Genomic DNA, 23,944 nt, shown 5'->3' on the forward strand with positions numbered 1-23,944 from the left:
CATTCGGTCTCTTGGATAGAATTCTATGGACAGAGACGTCTATGGAGCGCGAAAGGCCAGAGCCTCATCCTGCGCCGCAGCACGTCGGAAGGATCAATTTTCGATGATCAAGCCTGAACTCGCGTTCGCCATCATACTTATGAGCAACTTCGCAGCTCCGCTGGTGGCTTTTATCGCGGGCCACACATGGCCACGATGCCGGAAGACATTGCATTTTTTGGCGGTCATCTGGATCGTTCTGTCAGTATACGTATGCGACAGAGTGACGTTCACGCCAGATATCACCGATGTAGGCGACGACTCTTATGACGGATTGGATCAGTTTATAGTCGTCGTCGCGATCTTCTTGCAGCAGCTAGCCATTCTAATGACCTATCTAGCTTGGTATGTGGGTAGCGCATTTGTTAAGCGGCAGCGGGCCCGAAGAGAAGCAGGACCCTTCGTGTGACAAACATATTGCATGTCGACGGCAGTGTGGTGACCTCGGTCGCAACCGACGCGGTTGCTCCGAGCATAGCTCATAAGGGGTCTGTCAGCCCGAAGGCACAGGAACCTGAATCCGCATTAGGCGACATTCCCATGGGATCAGCCGATGGGGTTCGAGAACCCCGCAACCTCTTCGCAGAAAAGGAAAGGAGGCACCAGTTGCAACTGAGTTTGGAGCTATTTGTCGAGAGCCCGGAAGAATCGCTTGATTTCTATCGGCGCGTTCTAGGCTTTCAAATCCAGGGTTCGGCAAGAACCGAATTCACGATGTTGAAAAACGGCGACGCGGTGATCGCGATCAATTCGCGTAGCGTCCTTTCGACCGATCATCCGCTACGGATCGATGCCGGCCAGAGAGCGGGCCTCGGCGTCGAAATCGTCTTGAAGGTCGCTGATGTCGAGGATGCCTATCGCGCAGCAAAGGAGAGCTGCTGGCCGGTCTCCGATCTTGCTCTTCAGACTTGGGGGCTGCGTGACTTTCGCCTTGTCGATCCCGATGGTTATTATGTCAGAGTGACCGGCCGTAAAAACGAAAATTAACGTCGAGGACTTCCGCGACCTGAGATCGGTCCGTGCGCAATACAAACGCCCCTATTTCTGGATCGGCCCGAAGTCCTCGTCGGGGTAATGGATCGTTTCTTCACCCGGTCGGCGTGAGCCAACAATCAGGAAGATGCCCGGCTGATCAGAGCGGTTCTGGATGTGATGGCCGTTCCCCTCACCTGCCGGAAAGGCCGCGAACATTCCAGGCGTCAGTTCGTGAGGTCCATTATCATCGAGCAATGTCAGGGTGCCTTCGAGCACGTAGATGAATTCGTCCTCAACTGCATGCCAGTGTCGGAGTGACGACCACGCTCCCGGTTCAAGCCGCACGTGGTTGACGCCGAACTGCGTCAACGAAAGAGGTTTGGCCAACCTTAGTTCAACCATACCTGCGAAGCGTTCGGGTTTGATCTGGCCTTCATAGCTGGAGCTTGCCGTGCGAGGTGCAGTTGCAAGGCCGCCGATGCGGCTCTCGGACATGGCTCAGGTTCTCTTGGTAATCTGCCGAAGCACGTATAAGTGGGGCTTTGCTAGTAACCGCGGGGCAGAGGGTCATGTACTTGCGCCGAACTCTCCCCAATAAGCTTTTCGCGCAGTCAGTTCCGGGATGTATTCGCCTGCTGAATTGTCATGGCACTTCGAGATCAATATCGTTGGCCGCTAATCCCGACCAAATGAACAATACTGCAACGGCGACCAATGCCAACACTGTCATGCCGCCAATGATTCTGAAGGTCCGCATTGCCGCATCTCCGAGATGCAAAAGCCATATGATTTTGCACCGTGTGCCGCAAGTCCAACCTATCCGCGTCTAACTGGGACTGCTGCTCGCCGTTCGTATAGTTTGGAAACAGGATGATCTATGGCGTTCAGAAACTCGAACAATGCCGCGAAAACGACGATGCAAACGATTGTGACAGTACGATCCTCAGCAACCGAACGAGAAATGTCATGTCAAACGTTCACGGAAATTGTCGCACTTCGAGGAAGCGGACGTGAAAAGGCTGCGCCCATTCGGCGGGCTTGTCGGCGGAATGATCATGATTGCTACCCGCACCAGGGTCGAGGCGTTCTCGGACAGCGGTTTCCTTCACAGATGAACGGGACGGCAAGGCCCTCCCCGATCAGGATTTGTCCGACGTCGCGGCCGTCGACCTTTAAGACGCCGCAACTACGTCCATGATTGCAGGCGTCCGTTCCTTCAGAACCGGCCGGACAAGCACACGGCACTTTTGTAAGCTGAAGGTTGGGGGATTTGACCAATTCCCTCAGCCGGGACGATGCACGCTCTCCCAGCTTGCGTTCATATTCACATTGGGGCGAGAACTTCTCCGGCGTGTTAAAACCAACTAGCCGCGTCCCTGCCCGCTCTCCTGCAACGTGAACCGTATCGCCATCTGTGACAGTGAACGCTTGGTCGACCGGCCCCATCGCTTGCGACCACTTGCCGACCGTGCCAAGAAAAGGTTGCACCGGTCCAGTCTCGAATACCAAGTAGACAAGACCGGCCATTACGATCAGCGCCACCACCACCGCGTCTCGGACAAGCCGCCTGCGCCACCGCCTGATCCGTCGTGACAGGAAGGAAGGCGTGCGGAAGCGAGAACGACGTGTTTGCCGGGTCGTACGAGATGTCGTGACCGCTTCTTGACGCCGCGTTCCATCGCCTCCGAGGATTTCATTCAGTTTCAGGCGTTGTTTATCGCTCAACCGTGCGCGGCCGCCATACTTTTCCAACTTGGATAGGACATCCGAGAGAAAGCTCCGCTGCCATGGGCTCAGAGCCGCTTCCCCCAATACGCCGCGAATATTGGCTTTGAGATGTTCCGTCTCAAAGAGCACGAGCGTCGCACCGCCTGGCTTCGAATCCGAATGGCTCTGCATCTAGCGCGGCAACCTGCTTGATTTTTTATAATGAACCCAGATAGCGGCGATGAGGGCGACCATTGCGAAGCAATACCAGCCGAACATCAGGCCAAGGACCCATAGATGCTCGCCGTCGCGAAGGACTAAAGCCCCTGCGACCAGCGCAATATGAGCAAGGACAAAGCCAATCCTAGTGAAGAGCACCCAGCGCAACCCTTGTTAGTAATTTGACTGTACGCAAAACAACCGCCGCTTCCAAGATCGGGCTGTTCCCGGTTTAAAACCTGGTAAATGCCGAATTACGAAATGGGTCATTGCCTAGAGAAGAGTCGGCTGTGACACCGGCTCCCCGGACGTGGTAACGATGGTCGAACCATAGGGCTCCCGTGACGTCACAACGATCTGGGCGTTCGGAAGCGGCCGGGCGAGCGCCTTAGCCTCCTCCCACGGTGCACGCATCCATACATCCACCTCCTCCGGCGTCAGCAAGAGGACCGGCATGGCTTTCGGGTGAATCGGTTTGACGACGTCGTTGGCATCGGTCGTCAGGAACGCATAGAGGTCGTCTGTGGTCAGGCCGTCTTTGACCTTCCGAACGCTTTGCCATTGGGGAACGTGTACACCCGCAAAAAACATCAAGGGCTTGCTTTCGTCACGCGCGAACCATGCGTTCGGCGTGCTTTCGCCGTCCTGTTTGCTGGCTGGATCGGGCTCGGCAAAGCTGGTTACCGGCACGATGCATCGGCTCTGGACACCGAACCATTTCCTCCAATGCGGAAGATTGAGATTTCGGATGTTTGTGGTGCCCTTGTCCGGCTCCATACGGATGAGCACATCCATATCGACCAACTTACCCTTCTGCCGCAATTTCTCGGCCCGCGCTTCAGCCGCCTGCTTGATCGCAAAAAACGGCGACGGCATTCCCCACCGCGCATGCACAAGCTGCTTCCGGCCGTCCGCCGTATTGCGAACGATCGGCCCAGCTTGGTCCGGGTTCATCTGATAGGAGGGCATCAAGTTAATCAGGCTCTCGACGTCCACTGCCCATCTGCGAACCCAATCCTTGTCTTCCATGCGATACAGATTGCACATTCACGACCTCCCCTTCGCGTCACGGCCAGCCTAATATCTGAGCGCTTTTCTGGCCATCCCTGCAGTCCACACTGCTGGCCGCCGCTTTCATGCCGGAAGTCTGGAGATCATGACTAGGTAGGATTTCAGGCGCTCGCCCCGGTGCCAGGCCCATCGCGCGTCAAATTGTCCCCTTCGATCTTCGCATAGAACTGAGCTTCATATGCCCATTCCGCCTCGGCCTCTTCCAACTCCTCCGGGGAAAGGTGGCAGATAACGAGCTTTTCGAGCACTTCGTCCACGTCCCGGGCCATGCCGAGAAGGTCCATGGACTTGCCCATATGGCCGCTCTCTCCGAACGTATCGAAGCACATGCCAGAGACCATATCTCGAAGGTCGAGAACCTTCTTCGTCGTCTCCGCCAAGAAGTGTGGTTCATCTCCAAAACCGAGTGAATCAGACACGGCCTGCGCTCGACGGGGCAGAGCTCCTGATCGAGACCTCGAACCGTCTTCGGCGAAAACGTCATAGCACTGTCTGCTGACATGCTCCGCGTAGACCGCGAACTTCATGACATCGCCTGGCGAGATTTTCTGATCGTTTCTGTACAAAATGGTGGGCATGCCAAATCCTCCACGCTGGAATAGGAATATCGGGTTGCCGCAGGAATGTTCCCATTTTGTTCTTTTTGGCGGAGGAGTCAAGGACGCTTTTTCTTCAGGACCGTCAGCCCACTGTCGAGGTCGGCGTTAGCGGCAAGCATGAGCGCGTGGTTGTCAGCCAATTCGATGATTGTCGTGAGCACCTCATCCGCCCGCCACCCCGCAGCAACGGCGCGGTCGACGAGAGCAGCGAATTCCAATTGGAGCGCGTCCTGGCATCGGAGGAAGCGATCAGGATCGTTGTTTGGCACATCAGGCGGGTATATTTCGTCCATCTGATGAACTTGAGCCGCTCGAAGAAGCGCGTCAATACACCGGAGGGCATGGTCGATGACCTTGACGCCATCTCCACATCGCCTCGTGGCGGGCCAATTCAGCTTGTTTAAACCTTTTGGCCAAGCTCCGCACATCGGAGTCTACTGGCACTTCATGGTTTGAGAGAATTGAAAATCGCACGGGCATTGGTCGCAACAGCCGCCGACTGCTGTATGAAAATCTCGGCCGTGGTTCTGAAATCGTACGAGATGGCGAGCTTGTCTGATAGTTCCTCTGTTGCCGTGCAGGAGAGCCAGGGTTGGCTTTTCGAACGATGGTCGTAGCATTGGGCGAAATATCCATCCGGCCGCTGCAGATAGAAGTCGTTTTGCGAGCGATAGGTTCTGAGGCCGTCGGACGCCACAATTGCCTGGGTCTTCAACATAGCCTCGCGTTCGCGCACCGAAGGATCAAAGCCCGGAGCCTTGACGGAAACCGTCATTTGCACAGGCTTGTCGGGAATAACGTCGGTCGGGATCAGATGACAAGCCATCTCTGCCCACGGATACTCAGGTTGCGGGCGCGAGCAGAACGGTCGTTTGGTCTCCATTTCTCTCCGCGCCGGACTGCCATCCAGCATGAAGACCACTGACTTCAAGGTCGCGCTGCCTCCATCTGCCTCGTTGCAGAAGGCGCGTGCATCCGGGTTGCTCCAGAGAACGTAATGATCGTCACTCATTCCATCGCCGTAGAGCAAGATACCCGGCGCGACCGGAATCGCGATAGCCACACCGGCGATTCGGGCCGGATGCGAGTTGTCGAGGCATGCGGCAGCGGGCGGCGCATAGCGAGCCTCCCTGATTTTCTGCTGGGTCCAGGTGACTGCGAAATAGCTGCCGAAGCCTAAAACGAAGACGACAGGAAGCACATGTATGGCCCGCAGCGCCCGCAATCGGGTCGTGCGGCCGATCAACACGACACCGCCTGCAACGAAACCGCTGGCGGCACCAATCATCGCGAAAACCACGAGGATGATCCCGAATGCCACGCCAGCCCCGTCCGAGGCATTGACGCTCGCGTATTCGATTTTGGCCAGAACTGCCGCCACGAGCCCAGCGGGTAGGAGCAACCACCAACGCCACCAGAAACACAAAGCGAGGAAGCCGATGAGGTATGGAGTTGCTGCCAACGTGACGAACGATCCGAAGTGATCCATGATGAACGGCAGTCTCCCAGTCTCACCACTTTCGGTGTCGCCAGATAGCTATCTGTTCGACCTGAACCCGCGGTAAAATGCGTCCTCAAATTTTAATTGCGCGTTCGGCATCGCCGACCGGAGGCGCTCGCCACGCTCAACTGTCCCAAATTAACCCATTCTTTAGCATTCGCTTGCATGCGCGAACTCCGATGCTACCGTCGCAGACATCGTGGGGGATCGCGTATGACAATTGAAGAGCTGATCGATATACAGGAAGCAGGCTCAAGGGCACGGGTGCTCGGACTGAAGGCCCACGAGAACCCATACCTCGCGACCCATAGGATGCCTACTGGTGATACCAGTGCTCTCGGGGATTGGCTTGCGCGTCACGACGCCTGGAAGTTCGGTTGGGAAGCCGAGGAAGCGAGTCGCGAGGGTAGGATTGTTACTCACTTCAAGGAACTGATCTCGATTGCCAACCGACGCCCGCTCGATGCGTAATGTAATAGCGCGTTCCAATGAAAAATGAACTCGCCCATGAAGTCTGGCTCGATCCTGAACCCGATGGCGAGATGCTTCCTGGTCTTTGTCTTTCTGGCCCCATGGGCGATGATTTCAGGGCGTTCCTTAAACCAGGAGCAGTAAAGGCCGCCGAGCTGAGGGGACATAGCCATTTCGACTCCATGACCAAGTATTGGAAGCTTCAAGGCTGGGGCGAGTACGAGGCGGAATGTCCGCAAGATCAGGAGCCCTATCCAGATGAATGGGCGGCAATTCAGCGCACTTTTTTCGATGGCCAAGTTTGAGGTGGGGTCTGCAGTCAGTGGCTGCAGTCCGAACCTCGTTTGCGCATCCCGCTCCTAATGAAAATTCCGACTTTTTAGCTTCAGCTGATCGATATGAAGGTCCGGAATGAAAATATCCCGCGATTTCATTCCCTGACCTGACGGCTCGCGCGAATCCGGCCTGCCGGGTGTACCGTGCCCGAATTCGTCGCCCCTCCCTGTCGGCAGCCGAAATTCCAGATCGCGATCTGCCAACCCAGTTAGATCGCTCGACAGGTCGAACAGCTGCTGGGCGACTAGGTGAACGACATCGCCCTCCCGCTGAATGCGGCCGTTGATCGCCAGCATCGAGGCTCCCAGCGCAACCCGTCTTGACCGTTCGAACAGCTTGGGCCAGATGACGACGTTGGCGACGCCTGACTCGTCTTCAATGGTCATGAAGATCACGCCCTTTGCCGACCCCGGCCGCTGGCGCACCAGAACCAGCCCGGCTGCCATCAGCCAGCGGCCGTCACGGGCCGACATCGCCTCCGTGCAGGTGACGATCCGGCGTTCCGCGAGTTCTTGACGCAGAAAGCTGACAGGGTGTTCGCGCAACGTCAGACCGGTATGCCCGTAATCGAGGACGACGTTGTGCCCCTGCGTCATCTGTCGCAGTTCGACCGCTGGTTCCCGCTGCTCCGCAATTGTTCTTGCCTCCCGCTCGGCGGCCGCCGCAAACAGCGGCAAAGGTTCGTCACGGAGTGCCTTGATCGCCCACAGCGCATCGCGGCGCTCCAGCCCGAGGGATGGCAAAAAGGCGTCCGCTTCGGCCAGCTCTACCAGCGATGCAGCAGGAACGCCCGAGCGCCGCCACATGTCGTCGACGCTGTCGAATGGCTGATCGGCGCGGGCTGCAACGATCCGAGCAACGTCCGCAGTGGCAAGGCCGTGTACCATCCGCATTCCAAGCCGGACGGCATGTCGGTCGGTGTGCTCGACGGGTTCCAGCGTGCAATCCCAACGGGACTGGTTGACGCACACCGGCCGAACCTCAACGCCGTGTTCCCTGGCATCGCGCACGATTTGGGCCGGGGCATAGAAGCCCATCGGCTGCGAGTTTAGGAGCGCTGCACAGAAGACATCAGGGAAATGGCATTTGATGTAGCTCGACGCATAAGCGATCAGGGCGAACGATGCTGCGTGGCTCTCCGGAAAGCCGTAGCTGCCGAAGCCTTCGAGCTGGCTGAAGGTCTTCTCCGCGAACTCCGGCGTATAGCCGTTGCGGACCATCCCGTTCACAAGCTTGTCCTTGAAGCGGCTCACGCCTCCGGTGAACTTGAAAGTAGCCATGCTCTTTCTAAGCTGATCCGCCTCACCGCCGGTGAAACCGGCACAAACCATGGCCACCTTCATGGCCGATTCCTGAAACAGCGGCACCCCAAGTGTTTTATGAAGCACCGCTTCCAGTTCGGGCGTCGGATATTCGACCTTCTCCTTGCCCTCCCGGCGACGAAGATAGGGATGCACCATGTCGCCTTGGATCGGACCGGGCCGGACAATGGCGACCTGGATGACAAGGTCGTAGAAGGTTCGAGGCTTTAGGCGCGGCAGCATCGACATCTGCGCGCGGCTCTCGATCTGGAAAGTGCCGAGCGTGTCGGCCTTCCGGATCATCGCATAGGTCTTGGGCTCCTCCTGCGGGATCGTCGCGAGATCGAGATCGATGTCCTTCTCCTGGGTAAGGAACGCAAAGCTCTTGGCCATACAGGTCAGCATACCGAGCGCCAACACGTCCACCTTCATGAACTTCAGAGCTTCGACATCGTCCTTGTCCCATTCGATGACCTGGCGATCCACCATGGAGGCCGGCTCGATCGGCACCAGGTCGTCGAGCCGGTCATGGGTAAGCACGAAGCCGCCCGGGTGCTGGCCGAGATGGCGTGGGGCCCCCATCAGTTGTTGCGCCAGTTGAAGCGTCAATGCGAGACGGCGGTCGTCGGGATTGAGATTGAGGTCCCTGACCTGCTTTTCGCCTACGGCTTCTGACCATGCCCAGACACCTGAAGACAGAGTCTTGATTAGGTCCTCGGGCAGGCCCAGCGCCTTACCGACATCCCGGATGGCACCCTTTGTGCGATAGCGCGTCACGGTCGCGCAGAGTGCGGCCTTGTTGCGGCCATAGGTCTCGTAAATCCATTGGATGACCTCCTCGCGGCGTTCGTGCTCGAAGTCGACGTCGATGTCTGGAGGTTCGTCGCGTTCCTGGCTGACGAAACGCTCGAAGAGGAGGTCGTTGGTATCGGGATCGATTGACGTGATGCCGAGAACAAAACAGACGGCCGAGTTCGCTGCAGAACCGCGTCCTTGACAGAGGATGCCTTGAGATCGGGCGTACCGAACGATGGAATAAACCGTCAAAAAATAGGGAGCGTATCGCATGGTCTCGATCAGCGCGAGTTCATGCCGGATGGTCTTCTCGACGTGAGCTGGAAGGCCCTCCGGATAGCGGCTCGGCACGCATTCCCAGACAAACTGCTCAAGCGATTGCTGGGTCGTCTTGCCGGGAACGATGGCCTCCTCCGGATATTGGTATGTCAACTCTTCCATGCTGAAGCGACAGCGCTCGACGATTTCAATCGTTCGAGCGAGCGCTTCGCGATACCGCGAGAAAAGCCGTTCCATTTCGGCCGGCGGTTTCAAAAACCGGTCCGCATGGCGCTCGCGTTCAAATCCAATATCGTCAATTGTCACGCGCGTTCTGATACAGGTCACAACATCCTGAAGCTGGCGGCGGGACGGCTCATGGAACAGCACGTCATTGGTGACGACGGTCTTGACCTTATGCCGAACTGCCATGTTCGAAATCTCGTGCAGGCGAACCTGGTCGTTCGGTCGACGGCGCAGGCATAGTGAAACATAGGCCCGGTCTCCGAAAACTTCGGACATCTTTCGGAGTTGGATAGCGCAGGTCTCATCCGGCAGATCGGGAACAAGCATGCCGAGCAAGCCCTCGGCGTAGAGTGCAACGTCTTCAAGGTTCAGAATGCACTTCGCCTTGCCGCCGCGCGACTTGCCGAGGGTCAGCAGCCGCGTCAAACGCGAATAGGCCGCACGATCCGTCGGGTAGACCAGGATCGACATGCCGTCCTGCAGATCAAGGCGGCAGCCGACGACCATGCGGACACCGGTCGCTCGCGACGCTTCCAGTGCTCGAACGATACCGGCCAAGGAGTTCCGGTCGACAATGCCGAGAGCTTCGATGCCGAGTTCCTTGGCGGTGGCAAACAGCTCGTCGGACGAGGATGCGCCACGCAGGAAGCTGAAATGCGTTGTGACCTGGAGTTCGGCGTATCTCATGCGAAAGTCCCGTGAATAAACCACCGATGGGAGCCCGTGTCCGCGTCAACGCCGTCACCTGATCGGTAAATCCAGTAACGCTCGCCGGTCTCGTCCTCGACGGTGAAATAGTCGCGGACGGCGGTCCATTCGGATGTTCGCAGCCACCATTCCCCGAAGATGCGCTCGGGTCCGTCAGCTCGCTTCACACGCCGACGCTTGCCGCGCCAAGTAAAGGAAACGGGAGGATGGTCGGGGAGCAGCGCGATCACCTCGATGAGTTCCGGGCGGTCCAACAGGCGCACCGGGCGCGGCCAGATCATCGGCCACGTCTGGCCGTCTTCCTCGGCAACCGGTGAGACCCGCTGTACCGAGCGCTCCGGAACGTCGCTGGCCACTGGTGCCAGACGATAAATGCGTTGTGTTCCACGGTTACCCAATACGTCGATCAGCGAGGTAACGTCGACGTCGGCAGCCTCCACAAGACCGGAAACCATCTGCCTGTCCTTCAGCGGCTCGACCATCGTTGCGGCAAGGCTGAGCTTCTCGATACCGAAGCCGGGATCGATCCTCTCGATGCGATCATGGAGGAGTTTCGTCAGCCAGACGACATCTCGCACCGGCTTTGCCGTCCCCGCCCGCAGCGCCTGAATGGTGTTGTCAACGCGGTGGATAATGAGATCGGTGCGCCGGACACCAAGCCCCTTAGCCTGAAGTTCGAGACAGAGCTTGGTCACGAGCCGCGAGATGTATTTTCCGATGGTCTCAGCAGCGCCAATCGGCTCGGCGAAAGCACGATGGACTTCGATGATCTCCGGACAGCGGATGGGATCGATGGGCTCTGCTACGCGGCCGAACATCTGATCGAGACGACGGCCGATCTCCGGACCGAAGCGAAGGGACAGTGGCGCACGCGGTGTCGCAGCCAGTTCGCCGACCGTTTTGAACCCGAGCGTGCGCAGGCCGACAATCGTCTCGGCACTCAACCGCAATGCCGAGAGGGGAAGTCGTACAACAGCGTCGGCCGTCTTCCCTGTTGGAATAACCTTCGTCTCAGCCCGCATGGACCGCGCCAGCCCGAATGCGGCTCCCCAGGTGTCGGCAATGACAGCACGTGCTGGCAGACCGCGTGCACGAAACCGGTTCACGAGACCGGACAGCATCAGCTCTTCGCCGCCTTGCAGGTGATCGGCCCCTTCCGTGTCCATGACGATGCCATCAGGAGGATCGGTTGCCACGACCGGTGAATATTGAGACAGCGCCCAGAGCGTCAGGCGTTCGAGTGCAGCAAGATCGGCCGCCGGATCGGCGTCAACCATATGCAGGCCATGGACAAGTGCCTGTGCTTTCGCGCCTGCCATGCCAACGTGCAGGCCGACCTTTGCTGCGTTCTGATCGACGGCCGACAGCCAGCGTTTCGAGCCGCTCCGTGCGACAACGACGAGCGGGCTCTCAGCCGGTATGGACGGATCGGCGCGTCTGATCCGATCCGTTGCCAGCGTCGGAAAAAAGACTGATACGACCCTGGGCATCACATGCACCTACTTCAAAATCCGCACTTTCACCTGCCTTGACCCTGATCAGTTCCGCCAGCCATCGCGCCCGGCCGATACCTGGAACCCGAAGCGGCTCGGACGGCAGAACCGATATTCGCCACCGTGTTGCCGCAGCTGTCGGATGCCCAAAATCTCCGGCCTCGGTCTGCCGCCGCCATCGTCGGATCACCAGACCGATGGTCCCAGACCCTTCGGCGGCAAGTTGAAGGCGGCGCGAAGCTACCATCGGCAACCGGACCAGTTCGGCGACGACAGCTGCAAGCCCTCCGAACCTCAAGGCTTCTTCGAAGGCTTCGAGGACATATTCCTCACGGATCGCTTCGACATAGATGACACGATCAGGGTGGAGGCCGACCTGTGCCAGCGCCGGGGCAAAAAGATCAGGGCGAGCGAGACACCAAACCACCTTGCCCTTGGTGCGGGCCGCGACACCGGCAACAAAAAGCGCGGCTGCGGCCCCATCAACCGACCCTGCCCCACCTCCGGCGAATTCGTGGATCGCGCCATATGCCAGTCCGCCGCCTGGAAGCCGCTCATCGATCTCGGAAACACCAAATGGCAGGACCGTTTTAGGGCGAGCCACCGCGCCTTCGAGATGCTGGATGCGGTCTCGAAGATCGCAGATGATGGGGTTCGCGCCGTTCTGCGCCATTCGAAGCCTTCTTCAAAATCAGGTTTTCATCTAACTCGAAAGCGAGTATGTTCTCTTTTTGTTCCTTTGGGCAATGTGAGTCAATGTACATATGCTGGCGAGTGCTCCGCGAACTGCAACCTTTCCCCATGCTGCTGAAGCGGAAGGACGAATGGATTCAATCTCGTAACGAGGAACCGTCCACAGCCACTGAAAAGTCATCGATAAGAAAAATACCTACGGTGAATTCATCTCGCTCCGCGACGTTGTCGCCTCGAAGAACCAACTCTAAAGACTGGCTGCCCGGGAGCCAGTGGTGCCGTAGGCGGTTGCGGCCGCCCGGTGCATGGCGGCCAGCTCTCGATAGGCCATGCCGACTGTCGGGCGCTGGCTCCCGTTTTTGGGACATCCAAAGCTGGATGTTCCGGGGTTAAAGCCTGCCTCGCTGGGTGCCGGACCTCCGCTCAAAGGTAAGCTCGCGAAAAGAACACCGCGGTCGTTAAAAAGGCGACCGCGAGGGTTAGCACCCGAACGACCGATGATGGCAGCCTACGTCCGATGTGGGCTCCGATCCATCCGCCGATAACGGCTCCAATCGTCATGGGAATGCACTCCTGCCATACGATTGCCCCGGCAACTACGAAGACGACGACGGCGACCGCGTTGGCGGCAGTGACCATCACCATTCTTGTCGGATTCAGGCTCTTGATGGCCCCGCCCCCGAGCGCGCTCCATGCCGCAAGCATCATAAGACCCACCGCGCCGCCAAAATAGCCGCCATAAAGACCGAGAAAGAATTGAACCGTTGCGAGGGTCAGAACACTCGGACGTGCCTGCGTCCGGAATACGGCGCTGACCCTCGGACCTGCCGCCAGCATCAATGTCGCCACCAGCAAAAGCCATGGCAGGAGACCATCGAAAATCCTCGATGGGGTTAGCAGCAATAGAATGCTTCCGGCCACACCACCCACAACCGTCACGATAGCAATGGGCACGACATTGACGCCGCACACACTCCTAACCCCGTCACGGTAGACCCACGAGCTCGCCATGCCGCCGGGAAACAAGGCTAAGGTGCTTGTCGCGTTTGCGGCTACCGACGGCACTCCGACCGATATCAGCGCAGGCAGGGATACGAACGACCCGCCGCCTGCCAACGCATTCATGCTGCCTGCTAACAAGCCAGCAAGGAAAAGAAGCACGAAATCGTACATGTTCAGATCGCCTTAGCACCCAAGCCTGAGTTCGGCCGAGCCTCTTGTCCAATACCGCTGCCACATCGCCGCACGACCTATCCCTGGTGGTCCTCGCAAGTAGAACGGGTCGCGTGCGTGCGTCTTTGAGCGACATCAATCCCGGTTTTGTATCGGCTTACCCTCATAGCGCACCCGAAAATTCCTCCTGTGAAAATCCTGCTCGAAGCAGACGAAGACGAGCTCCAGGTCATTGGCGCTGTCGCGCTTGCCAAGGAGGCTGAGCGTGACAACGATAACGCCGCTATATCCGCGCGTCAGGCGGAAAGCCGCGTTACGGATCTCAGTCCCTCCTGCATCCCCCCGGTCTTCGCGGCGCTCATAGATGACCCAGAAGCGGGCAGCGTCCCAAGTCTGCCGCAGGATCTGGCTGACCTCTGCCTTGAACTCTTCGGCATGCATTGCCGGCCCCCAAGACAATGCCGTCTCGCCCGCATCGCTAACGACATTGAGGTAGCCGTCAGATTGGTAAGCGCCTGACAGTGACCGTTCGATCATCTCGAAAGCCGAGTTTTCGCTGATTGTTGTTTTGAAGAGAATTGCCATGGAATCGCTGCGTGCCACTGCCGATATGTCGGTGAGACGGCGAGACTACTGGGTGTCGCCTGGGCGAGCAACGGAGACTTGGTCGTCGCGGTAATCGTAACGAACGGTTGAAACGCGTCGAGATCGTTGTCCAGCCGACGCTCATTGAGGGCCTGACCACACTTTGGCGAACACGTTCGCGCCGTCTCCAAGCGACCGCGTCTTCTTCAGACCTCGCCAGATTGTGAACTATTGGTAACTTGAAACACAACAAGCAAAGCGCTTTATCCGACCGATGAATCCGAAGCACTTCATCTCGGCAATGAGCATCGCGGCTTTGGCGGCATGCTCACATATCGACCCGCTTGAGACACCCCTCGCCCAGTCATCCATCCAGCACCATACGCCTTTGACCGATCAAGCGGTGATCGCAGACACCGTAGGTCACAGTACCGTCGGTGCAACCGCGCTTGCTTGGGCCAACCCATCGACTGGCAGCGCTGGTGTTATCGAACAGATCGATGCCAGTAACGATGGGCCTGACGGATGTCGCGGTTTTGTAACCAGTCGGCAATCTCTCGAAGGCATCACGCGCTTCAACGGCGTAGCCTGCCCGTCTGGGGACAGTTGGAAACTGGGTAGGTAAAAGGAGTAGCGCTCGACGGCCGGTCTCGCGCCAAGGACATCTTCGCCGCCCTGCTCTCTTCGAACAACGATCAGTCGCAAGAAACGCCATGTCCATCGCAACGGCCCGCCCGCTGCCCGGGGGAAGCCGCTCGGCTGGATCGCGCCGTAACCCGATCAAGGACGATTCTTCTTGTTTTGCCGCGACGGCTTTAAGGTCACAACGGTCCCGCTGCGACGCTTCCGCAAGGTCAGCGCACCCAAAAAGAAGCCGGGCTATCGCATCCTGACGATCCAGAGCATGCGGGACCGTTTTTTTGCACCAGCATCGCGACTCCCTTCACCCCCATTTTCGAGGCTCTGGTTGAGGACAGCTCTTCGCCGAACCGCAGCGTCGCGCAGCAGCCTAGAGTATGCCGGATGCGAGATGCCAACGGGCTCTGGTACGAAACTCCCTCTTGCCGAGCCAAGCGTTCCGGACAAGCATGATTAAACAGTATCCATTGAACGAGGCCCTCAATGTCCCAATCTGCCGAAATTACCCGACCCGAAAATCACTCGGAGACGGCCACTATCACATCGGCCGCGCCATGCGAATTTGAGCTCCAGGTATTCTCGAAGTACGACGACGCTACCGTGGTCGCCTCGGGCCCGACGCTATCGATCGCTGTCTCACATGCACTCCCGGAACTTCGCCACCTAGCTCATTCCCGGGCGGTGTTCGGCGCACGCCGCATTCCGACGCAAGGCCGCACATACGGCAGCTGGGAGCTAATCTTCCCCGAGGATGAGGAAAGACCTACCACCGGATATGACCGCTTCGCCATTCGACATTCCTTCGATTTCGAAGACGAAATCGAGGTGTTCGACGTCTCGGAAGAGTTCGACACGGCGGAAGGCCTGCTGCGTTATCGAGCGCAAGATCTGGGAGACGACGAGAAAGCACGGGCCATCATTGCTGACGGCGTTCGAGAATATCTTGCTGCCGCCTACCAGCAAATGCTTTGGGACCCCAAATCGAAATTGGATATCGCGCAGGAACTCGACGATCTGTTTCTCGAACGAGATTGGACATCGTTTGTTTCTCGTGAAGACCTCAAAACCCCGGAGGTTAGAGTTTCCGATGTGGAATTGCTCGATCCGACCGACGCCGACGAATGCCTCGTCAGATTCCACTACGTCAACGGCGAAAAAAGCGGATGCGAGATCGAGTTCGTCGATATCAAGAAGGGACGGCTGACGGTCCGTAAAAATGCATATAGCGCCCTGCGATCGGCCGTGCCGGCGTTTCGAGGTGATCAGCTTCCCTTTGTGTACAATGCACTTCAAAAGTCGATAGACGCGTTTGCGGATCGGGTTCTTTGATCTCCGGTTCGTGTAGGTCGATCATTATCCATCGGTTTCGACGCGCCGTTGGTACAAGATGTCCGTCAATTTACCGCGACGGCTTTAAGGTCACAACCGTCCCGCTGTCGACGATGATCCAGAGAGTTCGGACCAAATCTGCGGCTTCGCGAAGGGACGATATTCGCTTGGGAAAATGTGACGACGCCTTTTGCCGCGATGTCCAGGCGGACGATTGCATCGTGTTCGGTACCACTTCCAGGGATGCCAGTTTGCTCGCGCAGATCGCGTACCGTGGTCATCGCACGAAGCAACAAGCTCTCGATTTCGCTCGCGGTCAGGCGGTCGACTTCATTCGCCGCCCTCACGAGTTCTGCGACGAACCCCGGTACACTGCTCGTCTCCGAAGTTATCATCGTCCCTCGAATTCAGCGCCGGGCAGCCAACCGCGCGTATAGCCCTTGCTGATGCATGCCTGGGCGATTGCAAGCTGTTCGCACAGCCGTTCGCGATCCTTGAGCAGAGCGTCGATAGTTGCGCGCGGATCCCCTCCGTGCCAGGCCATAGCTGCGTCGACGGGGTTGGATTCGGGTGTCGTATGACGTTCGGCAAGCATGTCGGATCCTTGTCAGTTCACGGAGAGCATGCTCGAAGACAATGTTGCGGCAGCGAAGTGGCCTATGCAACGGCGCGAGCACCGAAAAGCTAGACACCAGAACGAGTCGTAGCAAGGATTCGTTGAACGATCAGCAGGTCATAAGCTGTACGCCTGGAAGAAGACGCGATCGGATCACATGCAGTGCGAGTTCGTCGAGTTCGTCGAGTTCAGTCTGACCTGATTTAGCCTGTCAATGCAATGAGCTCGAAGACGGCGCGTTTACACGCGTGGCAGCCAGCCCGACGTAAGTGCCGATCAGCACGGTCGCCATCTCCTCTACCGAGCGACAACCCTCGTTGTAGAGTTCGATGGCGGCATCACACAAAAACGAGGACGCTTGATCGTCCCACTCCACCTCGTAGTACCGATACCATTCACGGACCGCCTTCGACATCAGCAGGTGGTCGTTCTGTATGCACTTGGACATGCGTTACCCCAAACATGGAGGCGGCAGGCTTGCGTGGCTATGACTGTTCGTTACGAGACAGCGGCGTCGCCCTGATCCCAGATTAGGAAAGCCAGGACACCCACGGGACCTGCCACGTCCGTGGACAGAGCAACGTCGTTCGGCCGCCTAACGGCGGTCAATCTCGGCCTCGACCTTCTTCCGTGAGTTGCCAGCGCTCTTCACGGCCTTCTTGACGGCATCTTTCGAGACGCCCTCCTTCTTTGCTTCGTACTTGACCTCGTGATCCTGGCCGCCGGCCACGCGGGCTCGATCCTGTGCGCGGCCGCGGGATGTCGGTGTCTGTGCCATCGGGCTTCTCCTTCGAATGACGTCCGCAGTAGAAACTCACAATGATTCCGGTGGTTCCCGGGAGATAATGGATGATGATGCTCCGCTTGAAGCGGCTGCGGAATTCCCTGAGCGAGGTGCCCGGCATGGTGCTGGAGGAAGCAGGTTGCTGTGGCTCTCGAACTGAACAATCTCCACCCCTTTCCACTACTGCCGGGCGCAATTCGACCAGCGGAGACGGCGGAATCAATTTGGGAGAGAAATTCCGTAAAGCATTGAAAAATGATTCGTTTTGAGTCGGAACGAATCACCCTGACACGTCTTTGAGTCGCGTATTAATGATTCGGAGTATTGTCATGCCGTCAGGACAACGTGCGCAGTGGAAAGGCTTTCTGAAGTTCGGTGAGGTAAGCTGCGGCGTCGCTCTCTACACGGCAGCCTCGACTAGCGACCGCATCACCTTCAACACCATCAACAAGGCCACGGGCAATCGCGTCAACCGCATCTTCATAGACAGCGAGACAGAGGATCCGGTGCCGAAGGAAGCCCAGACCAAGGGCTTCGAGATCGAGAACGGCCAGTACATCATCATCGATCCCGAGGAAATTTCCGCCGCGATCCCTGAGAGCAACAAAACGCTCGAGATCGAGGCGTTCATCCCGTGCTCCGACGTCGACGACGTCTACTTCGACAAGCCGTACTACCTCACGCCCGACAAAATGGGCGGAGACGCGTTCGCGGCTCTCCGCGATGCGATGAAGAAGTCGATGGTCGCGGCCATCGCCCGCACCGTCCTATTCCGTCGAATGCGTACGGTGCTGATACGGCCGCACGGCAAGGGCCTGATCGCCAGCACGCTCAACTACGACTACGAGGTTCGTTCGTCCCAAGAGGCTTTCGAGGAGATGCCCAAGCTCAAGATCCAGGGCGAGATGCTCGATCTGGCCAAGCACATCATCAGCACCAAGAAGGGCGAGTTCGATCCGGCGACCTTCGACGACCGCTACGAAGCCGCCCTTGCGGATCTGGTGAAGGCGAAGCTGGAAGGCAAGTCGCTTCCGAAGCCGAAGAAGGTCGAGGTCTCGAAGCCCAACGATCTGCTGGCGGCGCTCCGCGAGAGCGCAGGCATGATGAAGCCCGCTGCGGACAAATCGAAACGCACTGCCGCCAACGCCAACACTGGCACTGGGAGGCAGCGCGCCGCGCGCGGGACGGCAGTGAAGTCCGCCGCTTCAAAGGCCCCGCAGCGCAAAGCCAGCTAGGGAGATAGACGATGGCTCCGAAATATTACTGGAAAGGCTATCTCAAACTCTCCCTGGTCACCTGTCCCGTGGCTATGACCCCGGCGACGAGCGAAAGCGAGAAGGTTCGATTCCATACACTCAACAAGGAGACGGGCAACCGCGTCGTCTCCCGGTATATCGATTCCGTCACGGGCAAGCCCGTCAAGGACGAGAACGAAGCCAAGGGCTACGCTCGCGGGGAGAACGACTACGTTATCCTCACCGAGGACGATCTGGATGCCGTTGCGCTCGACACGGTGAAGACGATCGACATCGACAAGTTCGTCCCGGCCGACAGTATCGAGTGGATCTACCTTGAGAAGCCGCATTACCTGATGCCGGACGACGCCGTCGGCAACGAGGCCTTTGCGGTGATCAGGGATGCCATGAAAGCCGACAAGGTTTTCGGCGTTTCGAAGCTCGTGATGGGCCGCCGAGAGCGGGCGGTCGTCCTGGAACCGCGCGGCGAAGGCATCGTGCTCTGGACGCTGCGTTTCGGCGACGAGGTTCGGCCGGAAGAGAACTATTTCGAAGACATCGACGAGCAGGCCGATCCGGATCTCATTCGCTCGTCCAGAAGCTCATCAAGCAGAAGACCGCGCGCTGGTCCCCGGAGATGGCCAGCGATCCCATTCAGACCAGCCTGCTGCGGCTCATCGACGAGAAGAAAAAGGCGTTGAAACCGAAAAAAACGGCGAAGGGGAAAGCTGCCGAAGCCGCTCCGAAGTCGAATGTGTTCAACATCATGGATGCGCTCCGGAAGAGCGTCGAAGCCGATCTCAAAGGCAGGAAGGCCGGGTAGTCACATGCACTTGCTGGAAACCAAGGTTGCACACGAGACAACGGGCTGGCGGATAGATTTCGTTGGCGACGACGGGGAAGCGGTGTCGATCAAGGTCGCGGACGGTCACGCTGCAAGCGAAGACGAGGCCATTGAGCGGGCGAAAGAGGTCATGGTTCAGTTGACGGCATATGGCACGCGTGGCGGCGGCCGGAGCATCAACCCGTACGATGCCGCCAGCAATGGAAACTTTGACGACGACGAACCACTTCTGGACACCCGGCATTAGCTGCCAAAGCTTCGGCCCCCAGATCCTGCAACACCAACGCAAGATCGAAACGCGAAGCCGTAGCGCATAAGTCCTTCCCTCCTGGGGTAGCCGTTGACGCTGCAGAGCGGAAGGCCCATCTACTTCCACATGGCAAAGCCCAAGACCAACGACCATGCTGAGCTCGTCAAGGAGTGGCCGCTATCGACCGCAGCCACGCTCGGATCATCCGTTCGCGCGAAGGGAATTCTCCTGGAAATCCGCGCACGTCTGCCGTTGGCGGTGAGAAAGTCGCTCGAACTCGAGGCGGGTGCGCTGACATTGGCGATGGCTGAAACGGCTAAGAGTGCTTTCCGTGCAGCTTCGTCAGTCGTTTCCAACGCCCTCGAAGACATCGAAAGCCTGCCTGTGATCCCTCGTGAAATCCAGGATATCCTGACGATCTCTTCTACCGAGAGACATCGCTGGCTCAGCGATGGGCGCTTGCCCAGTGCAGGGACGCGTACCGTCAAGCTGCGTGGGCGCGCGAGGAAAATTACCTTCCACGTATTCGACCCGCGCGTGGTGGAGGACATCCTCGACCGAGACCTGGTGACAGTCTGGCGCGAAGAGGATGCTGAAGCTACGGCCGAGATACGACGACGGGCAGCCTTAAAAGCGAAGTTGACGCGTTCGCTGAAGAGCAAGGGCAAGACCCCTTCGAAACCTGATGCCGACCCCGACGATGAGTCACGTTCGAAACCTCTCGGCTGGGAAGAGTTTAGTCGCGATGGGTTGCTCCGCTAAAGCGTGGGAACCTCTGCCGGTCGATGCCTACTGCCCCAATCGTTGCTTCGCTGCTCTTTGCTTCTTCACTCATTCTCTCCGTTCCAATAGTCGCCGAGCATTTCGGCGAACTTGATCGGGTGGGCATCACAGACGTGGGGGCCTCACCCCCACCGGCATGCTGCAACCCAGCTCTCCGGCACTACATTCCCTGGATGAAAAGGGGATCCAGGCGGATCAGCGCCAGTAGGTGCCGTCAGTCCCCGAGGCGGCTAACAACCGACCGCCTCCCTGGAGGAAGATTGCTTGATCGGCACGAGGACTCCCTGCCACTTTGACGGGGCCGGCGCGGTCAGAAACGCGGTCCAAAGACAAAACGTTCTACCAACGCAGCCCTTTGGAGACGATACTGATGTCGTTTGAGGAAACGCCCTTCAGCCCCCTGGCAAACGGGCAAATAAAAAGGCCGGGGCGAAATCGCACCGACCTTTCCAATATCGCTCTTCACACCAGTGCCAGTACATCCGTGGTCAAAAGCAGATAAGCGACTTCGGCAGTCGCGAACGCTCGCGTGGAGCATTCACCAGCAACGCCGATGACCACCAGGTAGTGTCGGATTGTGTTCAATTCAAGCTGCCCAGCAAGAAGCTGCGCCAATTCGACGAACTGCCACCGCGCCGGCGCAACAGCCGATTGCCTGTGGCAACTTATTGTGACCACCAAACCGGCATCAAGGTCACCCCGAACATCACCAATACGAGAGCAAGGTAAACAGTCCATCCAATTGCCTGACGAACCGGTCTAGGCAGGCGAGCAATACGAACCAGCAGACGATTTGCAAAACCTGCCTCTGGGGGGATGTCCCCCTGCCCACGATGATAGCCTCCCTTGTCCATTCGAGCGCTCTCAGTCAAACAAACTAAAACACTAGGGATGATTGGCCGCCCGGCGCACAGGAGTGGTGGCTGCCCGGGGCAAGCAACAACGCCGAGCGACCGTATAAATACGGAATTGCGTAGCAACTGGCACAAGACGTACTATGGTGGCTTGTTGCAAGCGTCTTCCGCGAGTCCCGTGATGCCAAGGCAAACCTCTTTAGACCCACATGACCGAGAACGCAAAGCAACCGCCGCGCGGCTCCGATTTGAGAAAGCTACCGTCGAGATAGCTGCTGAGCACCGTTTTGGCGACCCTGATGTTCGATCCACTGAGATCGAAATGTTGGAAGAAGCAAGTCGGCTCGTCAAAGACGCTCGACCGAACAGCTAACGATCCGATCTGTTGTGGTATTTGCCTCCGCGAATTTCGGGAGCGAGCGATGAAAGATCACCATGAATCCAGACCGAACCCGCCATAGTGCCGCCACAGAATTCCGCCCAATCATGCGTGATAACAAGCGGATGGCGAAGAATGAGATTGTTGGTTCTCCTTGCTGCGGCCCTCTTTCTGACAGCGATGCATGCCCAAGCCCAAGTGAATGTGCCGTATGATCGATACGATGAATTCGATGGCTATGGCTACGACGACCCATATAGCCCGTATCCACCTCCCGACTATTATGAGCCAGCGCCTCGATACCGGGAACCTTTCCGAGAGCGTCGGGAACCGTCAACACGAAGCGCGAGGGGAACCATCATCATCGCTACGCGCGAACATACGCTTATCTACACGACGCCATGGGGCGAGCAGTTCGCCTACCCCATCGCTGTCGGCCGTGAAGGCAAACAATGGTACGGAACGACGCGGGTGGTGTCGAAACGATTACATCCCGAATGGCGGCCGACGGCCAGCATGCGCCAGAAGAACCCAAGGCTTCCGACAGTGGTAAAACCCGGCCCTGAAAATCCGCTCGGAACCCGCGCGATCTATCTCGCTGACGGACTGCTCCGCATCCATGGCACGAACGACCCCTCCTCCATCGGCACCAATGCATCGAGCGGATGCTTTCGGATGTACCGTCAGGACGTCGAGGAGCTTTACGAGATGGTCCAGCCGGGGACCCGAGTGGTCGTCCAGCGGTAATCGGATCGGGCGGCAGGCTGATTTGGACGCATCCAATCCGCGGCGGCGATGACGGGGGTGAGAACTTCAACGTCTCCGTTGACGAGTGTGAATGTAGGGAATTTGATCACGGCATCCTCCTCCCATTGACGTCGTGATAAACCAGGTGTCACCGCAGGTATACGGCGTATGGCTTCGCCAACCGGCCTACTGCCAGGACGCGTCGGTATCGGGACTTCATCCCGTCGGCGATCTCGACTGCTGGAATCAAGCATGCCGTAGACGCACCGAGCATGAACCTGACGGGATCGGAACTTGGATGTTCCATGAAGCGCCATAGATCAATCGATGCCGAGCATGGTTCGAGACTTTCGAGTACCAGAGCTGTGCCGCCGTTGATCTTGCCCGTCACCGGACCGATTCCCTTCGGCAATGGAACCCAGTTACGCTGGTCCTCTGACATCCAACTTGCACACTGAGAAGTTCCGGTCGGAGTGGCACCACCTTCAATAAAAAAGACCATCAGTCCGGGATGGATGCGGCCGAAGTCCTGGACTGCGCCGGGTCTTGCCTTCCATGATTGAAATGCCCAGAGCGTCTGCCCTGCCTCCGCTATATCCTTGGCCTTCCTCGCGACAATGGCATCCGGTGGTTCGTCGCCGTGCCAGCCTACTATGCTGACCACGGCCGGGCCGGAAGGAAGTTTGTCGCTGTTCTCACCTGCGTGGGAAATGGCGGGCGAACGAGGCGAGACAGCACCGACAACAGTGGGCTTCTGGCGCGGCTGCTTCGCCTCCTTTGGCAAATCAATAAACTCCCATGTGCCTGTTCCGCGCAGACCTCGGCCGCCCAATCCGCTGTTGATGGAAAAACCCAGGCGTTCGGCGATCGATACCAGTCCTTCCCGACTCCGCACCTTGAGCGACAGCGCAGGGTGCCATTCTTTGAGGACGTTGAACACAGAGCCGCTGGCGACCCCCTTTAGATCGGATCGCGTTACTACATTTCGCCTCGTCTCCACGGTTTCCCAGATAAAGGCCTCAAGCGTCTCAAGTTCCGAAGCCGTAAACTCAACGGAGGCCTTCGTCATCGTCCATAAGCTCCCTGGAAGTTCCCGTTCCTGAGAATCGCAGACAGGCTCTTGGTGTCAAATCACCCGTTCGGGCGAGAGACCACCCACGCCACCGCCAGCGCTATCCTCTCTCCTTCTGGCGAGCTTCGTTCTGATCGCTACGAGAAATCACCGGCCATCCGTCTGTAGCGTCCAGCTCTAGCCTCACAGTTCGAGCGATGCATTGCCCGTTTAGGTGAATTGACCGCGGGAAACTCTCTGCG

27 protein-coding genes and 1 pseudogene are annotated in these 23,944 nt (G+C 58.2%); 13 read left to right on the top strand and 15 right to left on the bottom strand.

What is annotated here, in order from left to right:
* Window positions 1-103: 103 nt before the first annotated feature.
* Complete coding sequence (locus ACD590_RS14955; protein ID WP_439002951.1) at window positions 104-448, top strand: hypothetical protein; 345 nt, start codon at window positions 104-106, stop codon at window positions 446-448.
* A gap of 197 nt (window positions 449-645) precedes the next feature.
* Window positions 646-1,026: a VOC family protein gene (locus tag ACD590_RS14960; protein ID WP_439002952.1), complete on the top strand. Its 381-nt coding sequence runs from the start codon at window positions 646-648 to the stop codon at window positions 1,024-1,026.
* A 51-nt stretch (window positions 1,027-1,077) separates the two neighbouring features.
* Here the strand turns inward: ACD590_RS14960 and ACD590_RS14965 are convergent, their stop codons facing one another.
* The 4 genes from ACD590_RS14965 to ACD590_RS14980 form a co-directional block, all read right to left on the bottom strand.
* Complete coding sequence (locus ACD590_RS14965; protein ID WP_439002953.1) at window positions 1,078-1,509, bottom strand: cupin domain-containing protein; 432 nt, start codon at window positions 1,507-1,509, stop codon at window positions 1,078-1,080.
* 567 nt (window positions 1,510-2,076) lie between these two features.
* Window positions 2,077-2,913 (bottom strand): thermonuclease family protein, encoded by an 837-nt coding sequence (locus ACD590_RS14970; RefSeq protein WP_439002954.1) that lies wholly within the window; start codon window positions 2,911-2,913, stop codon window positions 2,077-2,079.
* Window positions 2,914-3,213: 300 nt separating this feature from the next.
* Window positions 3,214-3,987, bottom strand: coding sequence for an SOS response-associated peptidase (locus tag ACD590_RS14975; protein WP_439002955.1), 774 nt, complete (start codon window positions 3,985-3,987; stop codon window positions 3,214-3,216).
* A 125-nt stretch (window positions 3,988-4,112) separates the two neighbouring features.
* Window positions 4,113-4,589, bottom strand: a complete 477-nt coding sequence (locus ACD590_RS14980; protein ID WP_439002956.1) for a hypothetical protein — start codon at window positions 4,587-4,589, stop codon at window positions 4,113-4,115.
* A gap of 56 nt (window positions 4,590-4,645) precedes the next feature.
* On the opposite strand from ACD590_RS14980, the gene ACD590_RS14985 reads away from it, so the two are divergent.
* The gene (locus tag ACD590_RS14985) at window positions 4,646-5,014 is read left to right on the top strand and encodes a hypothetical protein (RefSeq protein WP_439002957.1); all 369 of its coding nucleotides are present in this window, start codon (window positions 4,646-4,648) and stop codon (window positions 5,012-5,014) included.
* Between the two features lie 41 nt (window positions 5,015-5,055).
* Here the strand turns inward: ACD590_RS14985 and ACD590_RS14990 are convergent, their stop codons facing one another.
* Window positions 5,056-6,099, bottom strand: a complete 1,044-nt coding sequence (locus ACD590_RS14990) for a hypothetical protein (RefSeq protein WP_439002958.1) — start codon at window positions 6,097-6,099, stop codon at window positions 5,056-5,058.
* A 225-nt stretch (window positions 6,100-6,324) separates the two neighbouring features.
* Between ACD590_RS14990 and ACD590_RS14995 the strand changes: the two genes are divergently transcribed.
* Window positions 6,325-6,582: a CrpP-related protein gene (locus tag ACD590_RS14995; RefSeq protein WP_439002959.1), complete on the top strand. Its 258-nt coding sequence runs from the start codon at window positions 6,325-6,327 to the stop codon at window positions 6,580-6,582.
* A 17-nt stretch (window positions 6,583-6,599) separates the two neighbouring features.
* A complete protein-coding gene (locus ACD590_RS15000; RefSeq protein WP_439002960.1) occupies window positions 6,600-6,887 on the top strand; it encodes a hypothetical protein in 288 nt (95 codons plus the stop codon).
* A 54-nt stretch (window positions 6,888-6,941) separates the two neighbouring features.
* Here ACD590_RS15000 and ACD590_RS15005 read toward each other — a convergent pair whose 3' ends face one another.
* The 5 genes from ACD590_RS15005 to ACD590_RS15025 form a co-directional block, all read right to left on the bottom strand.
* Window positions 6,942-10,205 (bottom strand): error-prone DNA polymerase, encoded by a 3,264-nt coding sequence (locus tag ACD590_RS15005; protein ID WP_439002961.1) that lies wholly within the window; start codon window positions 10,203-10,205, stop codon window positions 6,942-6,944.
* Window positions 10,202-11,716, bottom strand: a complete 1,515-nt coding sequence (locus ACD590_RS15010; protein ID WP_439002962.1) for a Y-family DNA polymerase — start codon at window positions 11,714-11,716, stop codon at window positions 10,202-10,204. Before ACD590_RS15010 ends, ACD590_RS15005 begins: the two co-directional genes overlap by 4 nt.
* Complete coding sequence (locus ACD590_RS15015; protein WP_138387116.1) at window positions 11,637-12,392, bottom strand: ImuA family protein; 756 nt, start codon at window positions 12,390-12,392, stop codon at window positions 11,637-11,639. The genes ACD590_RS15010 and ACD590_RS15015 overlap by 80 nt, the downstream gene beginning before the upstream one ends.
* A 443-nt stretch (window positions 12,393-12,835) precedes the next feature.
* Window positions 12,836-13,585, bottom strand: a complete 750-nt coding sequence (locus tag ACD590_RS15020; RefSeq protein ID WP_439002963.1) for a sulfite exporter TauE/SafE family protein — start codon at window positions 13,583-13,585, stop codon at window positions 12,836-12,838.
* Window positions 13,586-13,720: 135 nt separating this feature from the next.
* Window positions 13,721-14,170 carry a hypothetical protein gene (locus ACD590_RS15025; protein WP_439002964.1) on the bottom strand — a complete coding sequence of 150 codons (450 nt, stop codon included), beginning with the start codon at window positions 14,168-14,170 and terminating at the stop codon, window positions 13,721-13,723.
* A 301-nt stretch (window positions 14,171-14,471) separates the two neighbouring features.
* Here ACD590_RS15025 and ACD590_RS15030 point away from each other — a divergent pair, with 301 nt between their 5' ends.
* Both ACD590_RS15030 and ACD590_RS15035 read left to right on the top strand, forming a co-directional pair.
* A complete protein-coding gene (locus tag ACD590_RS15030) occupies window positions 14,472-14,795 on the top strand; it encodes an RT0821/Lpp0805 family surface protein (RefSeq protein WP_439003542.1) in 324 nt (107 codons plus the stop codon).
* Between the two features lie 497 nt (window positions 14,796-15,292).
* Window positions 15,293-16,138, top strand: a complete 846-nt coding sequence (locus ACD590_RS15035; RefSeq protein ID WP_439002965.1) for a hypothetical protein — start codon at window positions 15,293-15,295, stop codon at window positions 16,136-16,138.
* Window positions 16,139-16,203: 65 nt separating this feature from the next.
* Here ACD590_RS15035 and ACD590_RS15040 read toward each other — a convergent pair whose 3' ends face one another.
* From ACD590_RS15040 to ACD590_RS15055, 4 genes are all read right to left on the bottom strand, one after another.
* A complete protein-coding gene (locus ACD590_RS15040; RefSeq protein WP_439002966.1) occupies window positions 16,204-16,533 on the bottom strand; it encodes a hypothetical protein in 330 nt (109 codons plus the stop codon).
* On the bottom strand, window positions 16,530-16,733 hold the full coding sequence (locus tag ACD590_RS15045; RefSeq protein ID WP_131645327.1) for a dehydrogenase: 204 nt from the start codon (window positions 16,731-16,733) through the stop codon (window positions 16,530-16,532). Before ACD590_RS15045 ends, ACD590_RS15040 begins: the two co-directional genes overlap by 4 nt.
* A gap of 232 nt (window positions 16,734-16,965) precedes the next feature.
* Complete coding sequence (locus tag ACD590_RS15050) at window positions 16,966-17,202, bottom strand: hypothetical protein (RefSeq protein WP_439002967.1); 237 nt, start codon at window positions 17,200-17,202, stop codon at window positions 16,966-16,968.
* A gap of 147 nt (window positions 17,203-17,349) precedes the next feature.
* Window positions 17,350-17,532 (bottom strand): DUF3606 domain-containing protein, encoded by a 183-nt coding sequence (locus ACD590_RS15055; protein WP_130659861.1) that lies wholly within the window; start codon window positions 17,530-17,532, stop codon window positions 17,350-17,352.
* Between the two features lie 71 nt (window positions 17,533-17,603).
* Between ACD590_RS15055 and ACD590_RS15060 the strand changes: the two genes are divergently transcribed.
* The 6 genes and pseudogenes from ACD590_RS15060 to ACD590_RS15085 all read left to right on the top strand — a co-directional run bounded on the left by ACD590_RS15060 (window position 17,604) and on the right by ACD590_RS15085 (window position 22,630).
* Window positions 17,604-17,807, top strand: coding sequence for a hypothetical protein (locus ACD590_RS15060; protein ID WP_130776557.1), 204 nt, complete (start codon window positions 17,604-17,606; stop codon window positions 17,805-17,807).
* Between the two features lie 60 nt (window positions 17,808-17,867).
* On the top strand, window positions 17,868-18,773 hold the full coding sequence (locus ACD590_RS15065) for a Ku protein (protein WP_439002968.1): 906 nt from the start codon (window positions 17,868-17,870) through the stop codon (window positions 18,771-18,773).
* Window positions 18,774-18,784: 11 nt separating this feature from the next.
* A pseudogene (locus ACD590_RS15070) lies at window positions 18,785-19,596 on the top strand (Ku protein).
* 4 nt (window positions 19,597-19,600) lie between these two features.
* The gene (locus ACD590_RS15075) at window positions 19,601-19,864 is read left to right on the top strand and encodes a hypothetical protein (RefSeq protein WP_094088423.1); all 264 of its coding nucleotides are present in this window, start codon (window positions 19,601-19,603) and stop codon (window positions 19,862-19,864) included.
* Between the two features lie 129 nt (window positions 19,865-19,993).
* On the top strand, window positions 19,994-20,629 hold the full coding sequence (locus ACD590_RS15080; RefSeq protein ID WP_439003543.1) for a hypothetical protein: 636 nt from the start codon (window positions 19,994-19,996) through the stop codon (window positions 20,627-20,629).
* A gap of 1,389 nt (window positions 20,630-22,018) precedes the next feature.
* Window positions 22,019-22,630, top strand: coding sequence for a L,D-transpeptidase (locus ACD590_RS15085; protein ID WP_439002969.1), 612 nt, complete (start codon window positions 22,019-22,021; stop codon window positions 22,628-22,630).
* A 148-nt stretch (window positions 22,631-22,778) separates the two neighbouring features.
* On the opposite strand, the gene ACD590_RS15090 is transcribed toward ACD590_RS15085, so the two are convergent.
* Window positions 22,779-23,699: a hypothetical protein gene (locus ACD590_RS15090; RefSeq protein WP_439002970.1), complete on the bottom strand. Its 921-nt coding sequence runs from the start codon at window positions 23,697-23,699 to the stop codon at window positions 22,779-22,781.
* Window positions 23,700-23,944 lie beyond the last annotated feature (245 nt).

Origin of the sequence: Rhizobium sp. 862_C5_N1_2, from assembly GCF_051811205.1 — a bacterium.
Taxonomy (GTDB): Bacteria; Pseudomonadota; Alphaproteobacteria; order Rhizobiales; family Rhizobiaceae; genus Rhizobium; species Rhizobium leguminosarum.

Bases quoted from the DNA above. Each gene is read 5' to 3' on its own strand.
- ACD590_RS15075 (WP_094088423.1), top strand. From the start codon at position 19,601: ATGCACTTGCTGGAAACCAAGGTTGCACACGAGACAACGGGCTGGCGG.
- ACD590_RS14995 (WP_439002959.1), top strand. From the start codon at position 6,325: ATGACAATTGAAGAGCTGATCGATATACAGGAAGCAGGCTCAAGGGCA.
- ACD590_RS15085 (WP_439002969.1), top strand. From the start codon at position 22,019: ATGAGATTGTTGGTTCTCCTTGCTGCGGCCCTCTTTCTGACAGCGATG.
- ACD590_RS14975 (WP_439002955.1), bottom strand. From the start codon at position 3,987: ATGTGCAATCTGTATCGCATGGAAGACAAGGATTGGGTTCGCAGATGG.
- ACD590_RS15080 (WP_439003543.1), top strand. From the start codon at position 19,994: ATGGCAAAGCCCAAGACCAACGACCATGCTGAGCTCGTCAAGGAGTGG.
- ACD590_RS15090 (WP_439002970.1), bottom strand. From the start codon at position 23,699: ATGACGAAGGCCTCCGTTGAGTTTACGGCTTCGGAACTTGAGACGCTT.
- ACD590_RS15005 (WP_439002961.1), bottom strand. From the start codon at position 10,205: ATGAGATACGCCGAACTCCAGGTCACAACGCATTTCAGCTTCCTGCGT.
- ACD590_RS15035 (WP_439002965.1), top strand. From the start codon at position 15,293: ATGTCCCAATCTGCCGAAATTACCCGACCCGAAAATCACTCGGAGACG.
- ACD590_RS15000 (WP_439002960.1), top strand. From the start codon at position 6,600: ATGAAAAATGAACTCGCCCATGAAGTCTGGCTCGATCCTGAACCCGAT.
- ACD590_RS15020 (WP_439002963.1), bottom strand. From the start codon at position 13,585: ATGTACGATTTCGTGCTTCTTTTCCTTGCTGGCTTGTTAGCAGGCAGC.
- ACD590_RS15050 (WP_439002967.1), bottom strand. From the start codon at position 17,202: ATGTCCAAGTGCATACAGAACGACCACCTGCTGATGTCGAAGGCGGTC.
- ACD590_RS15045 (WP_131645327.1), bottom strand. From the start codon at position 16,733: ATGCTTGCCGAACGTCATACGACACCCGAATCCAACCCCGTCGACGCA.
- ACD590_RS14980 (WP_439002956.1), bottom strand. From the start codon at position 4,589: ATGCCCACCATTTTGTACAGAAACGATCAGAAAATCTCGCCAGGCGAT.
- ACD590_RS14965 (WP_439002953.1), bottom strand. From the start codon at position 1,509: ATGTCCGAGAGCCGCATCGGCGGCCTTGCAACTGCACCTCGCACGGCA.
- ACD590_RS14970 (WP_439002954.1), bottom strand. From the start codon at position 2,913: ATGCAGAGCCATTCGGATTCGAAGCCAGGCGGTGCGACGCTCGTGCTC.
- ACD590_RS15010 (WP_439002962.1), bottom strand. From the start codon at position 11,716: ATGCCCAGGGTCGTATCAGTCTTTTTTCCGACGCTGGCAACGGATCGG.
- ACD590_RS15025 (WP_439002964.1), bottom strand. From the start codon at position 14,170: ATGGCAATTCTCTTCAAAACAACAATCAGCGAAAACTCGGCTTTCGAG.
- ACD590_RS15040 (WP_439002966.1), bottom strand. From the start codon at position 16,533: ATGATAACTTCGGAGACGAGCAGTGTACCGGGGTTCGTCGCAGAACTC.
- ACD590_RS15055 (WP_130659861.1), bottom strand. From the start codon at position 17,532: ATGGCACAGACACCGACATCCCGCGGCCGCGCACAGGATCGAGCCCGC.
- ACD590_RS15030 (WP_439003542.1), top strand. From the start codon at position 14,472: ATGAGCATCGCGGCTTTGGCGGCATGCTCACATATCGACCCGCTTGAG.
- ACD590_RS14955 (WP_439002951.1), top strand. From the start codon at position 104: ATGATCAAGCCTGAACTCGCGTTCGCCATCATACTTATGAGCAACTTC.
- ACD590_RS15060 (WP_130776557.1), top strand. From the start codon at position 17,604: ATGATGATGCTCCGCTTGAAGCGGCTGCGGAATTCCCTGAGCGAGGTG.
- ACD590_RS15015 (WP_138387116.1), bottom strand. From the start codon at position 12,392: ATGGCGCAGAACGGCGCGAACCCCATCATCTGCGATCTTCGAGACCGC.
- ACD590_RS15065 (WP_439002968.1), top strand. From the start codon at position 17,868: ATGCCGTCAGGACAACGTGCGCAGTGGAAAGGCTTTCTGAAGTTCGGT.
- ACD590_RS14990 (WP_439002958.1), bottom strand. From the start codon at position 6,099: ATGGATCACTTCGGATCGTTCGTCACGTTGGCAGCAACTCCATACCTC.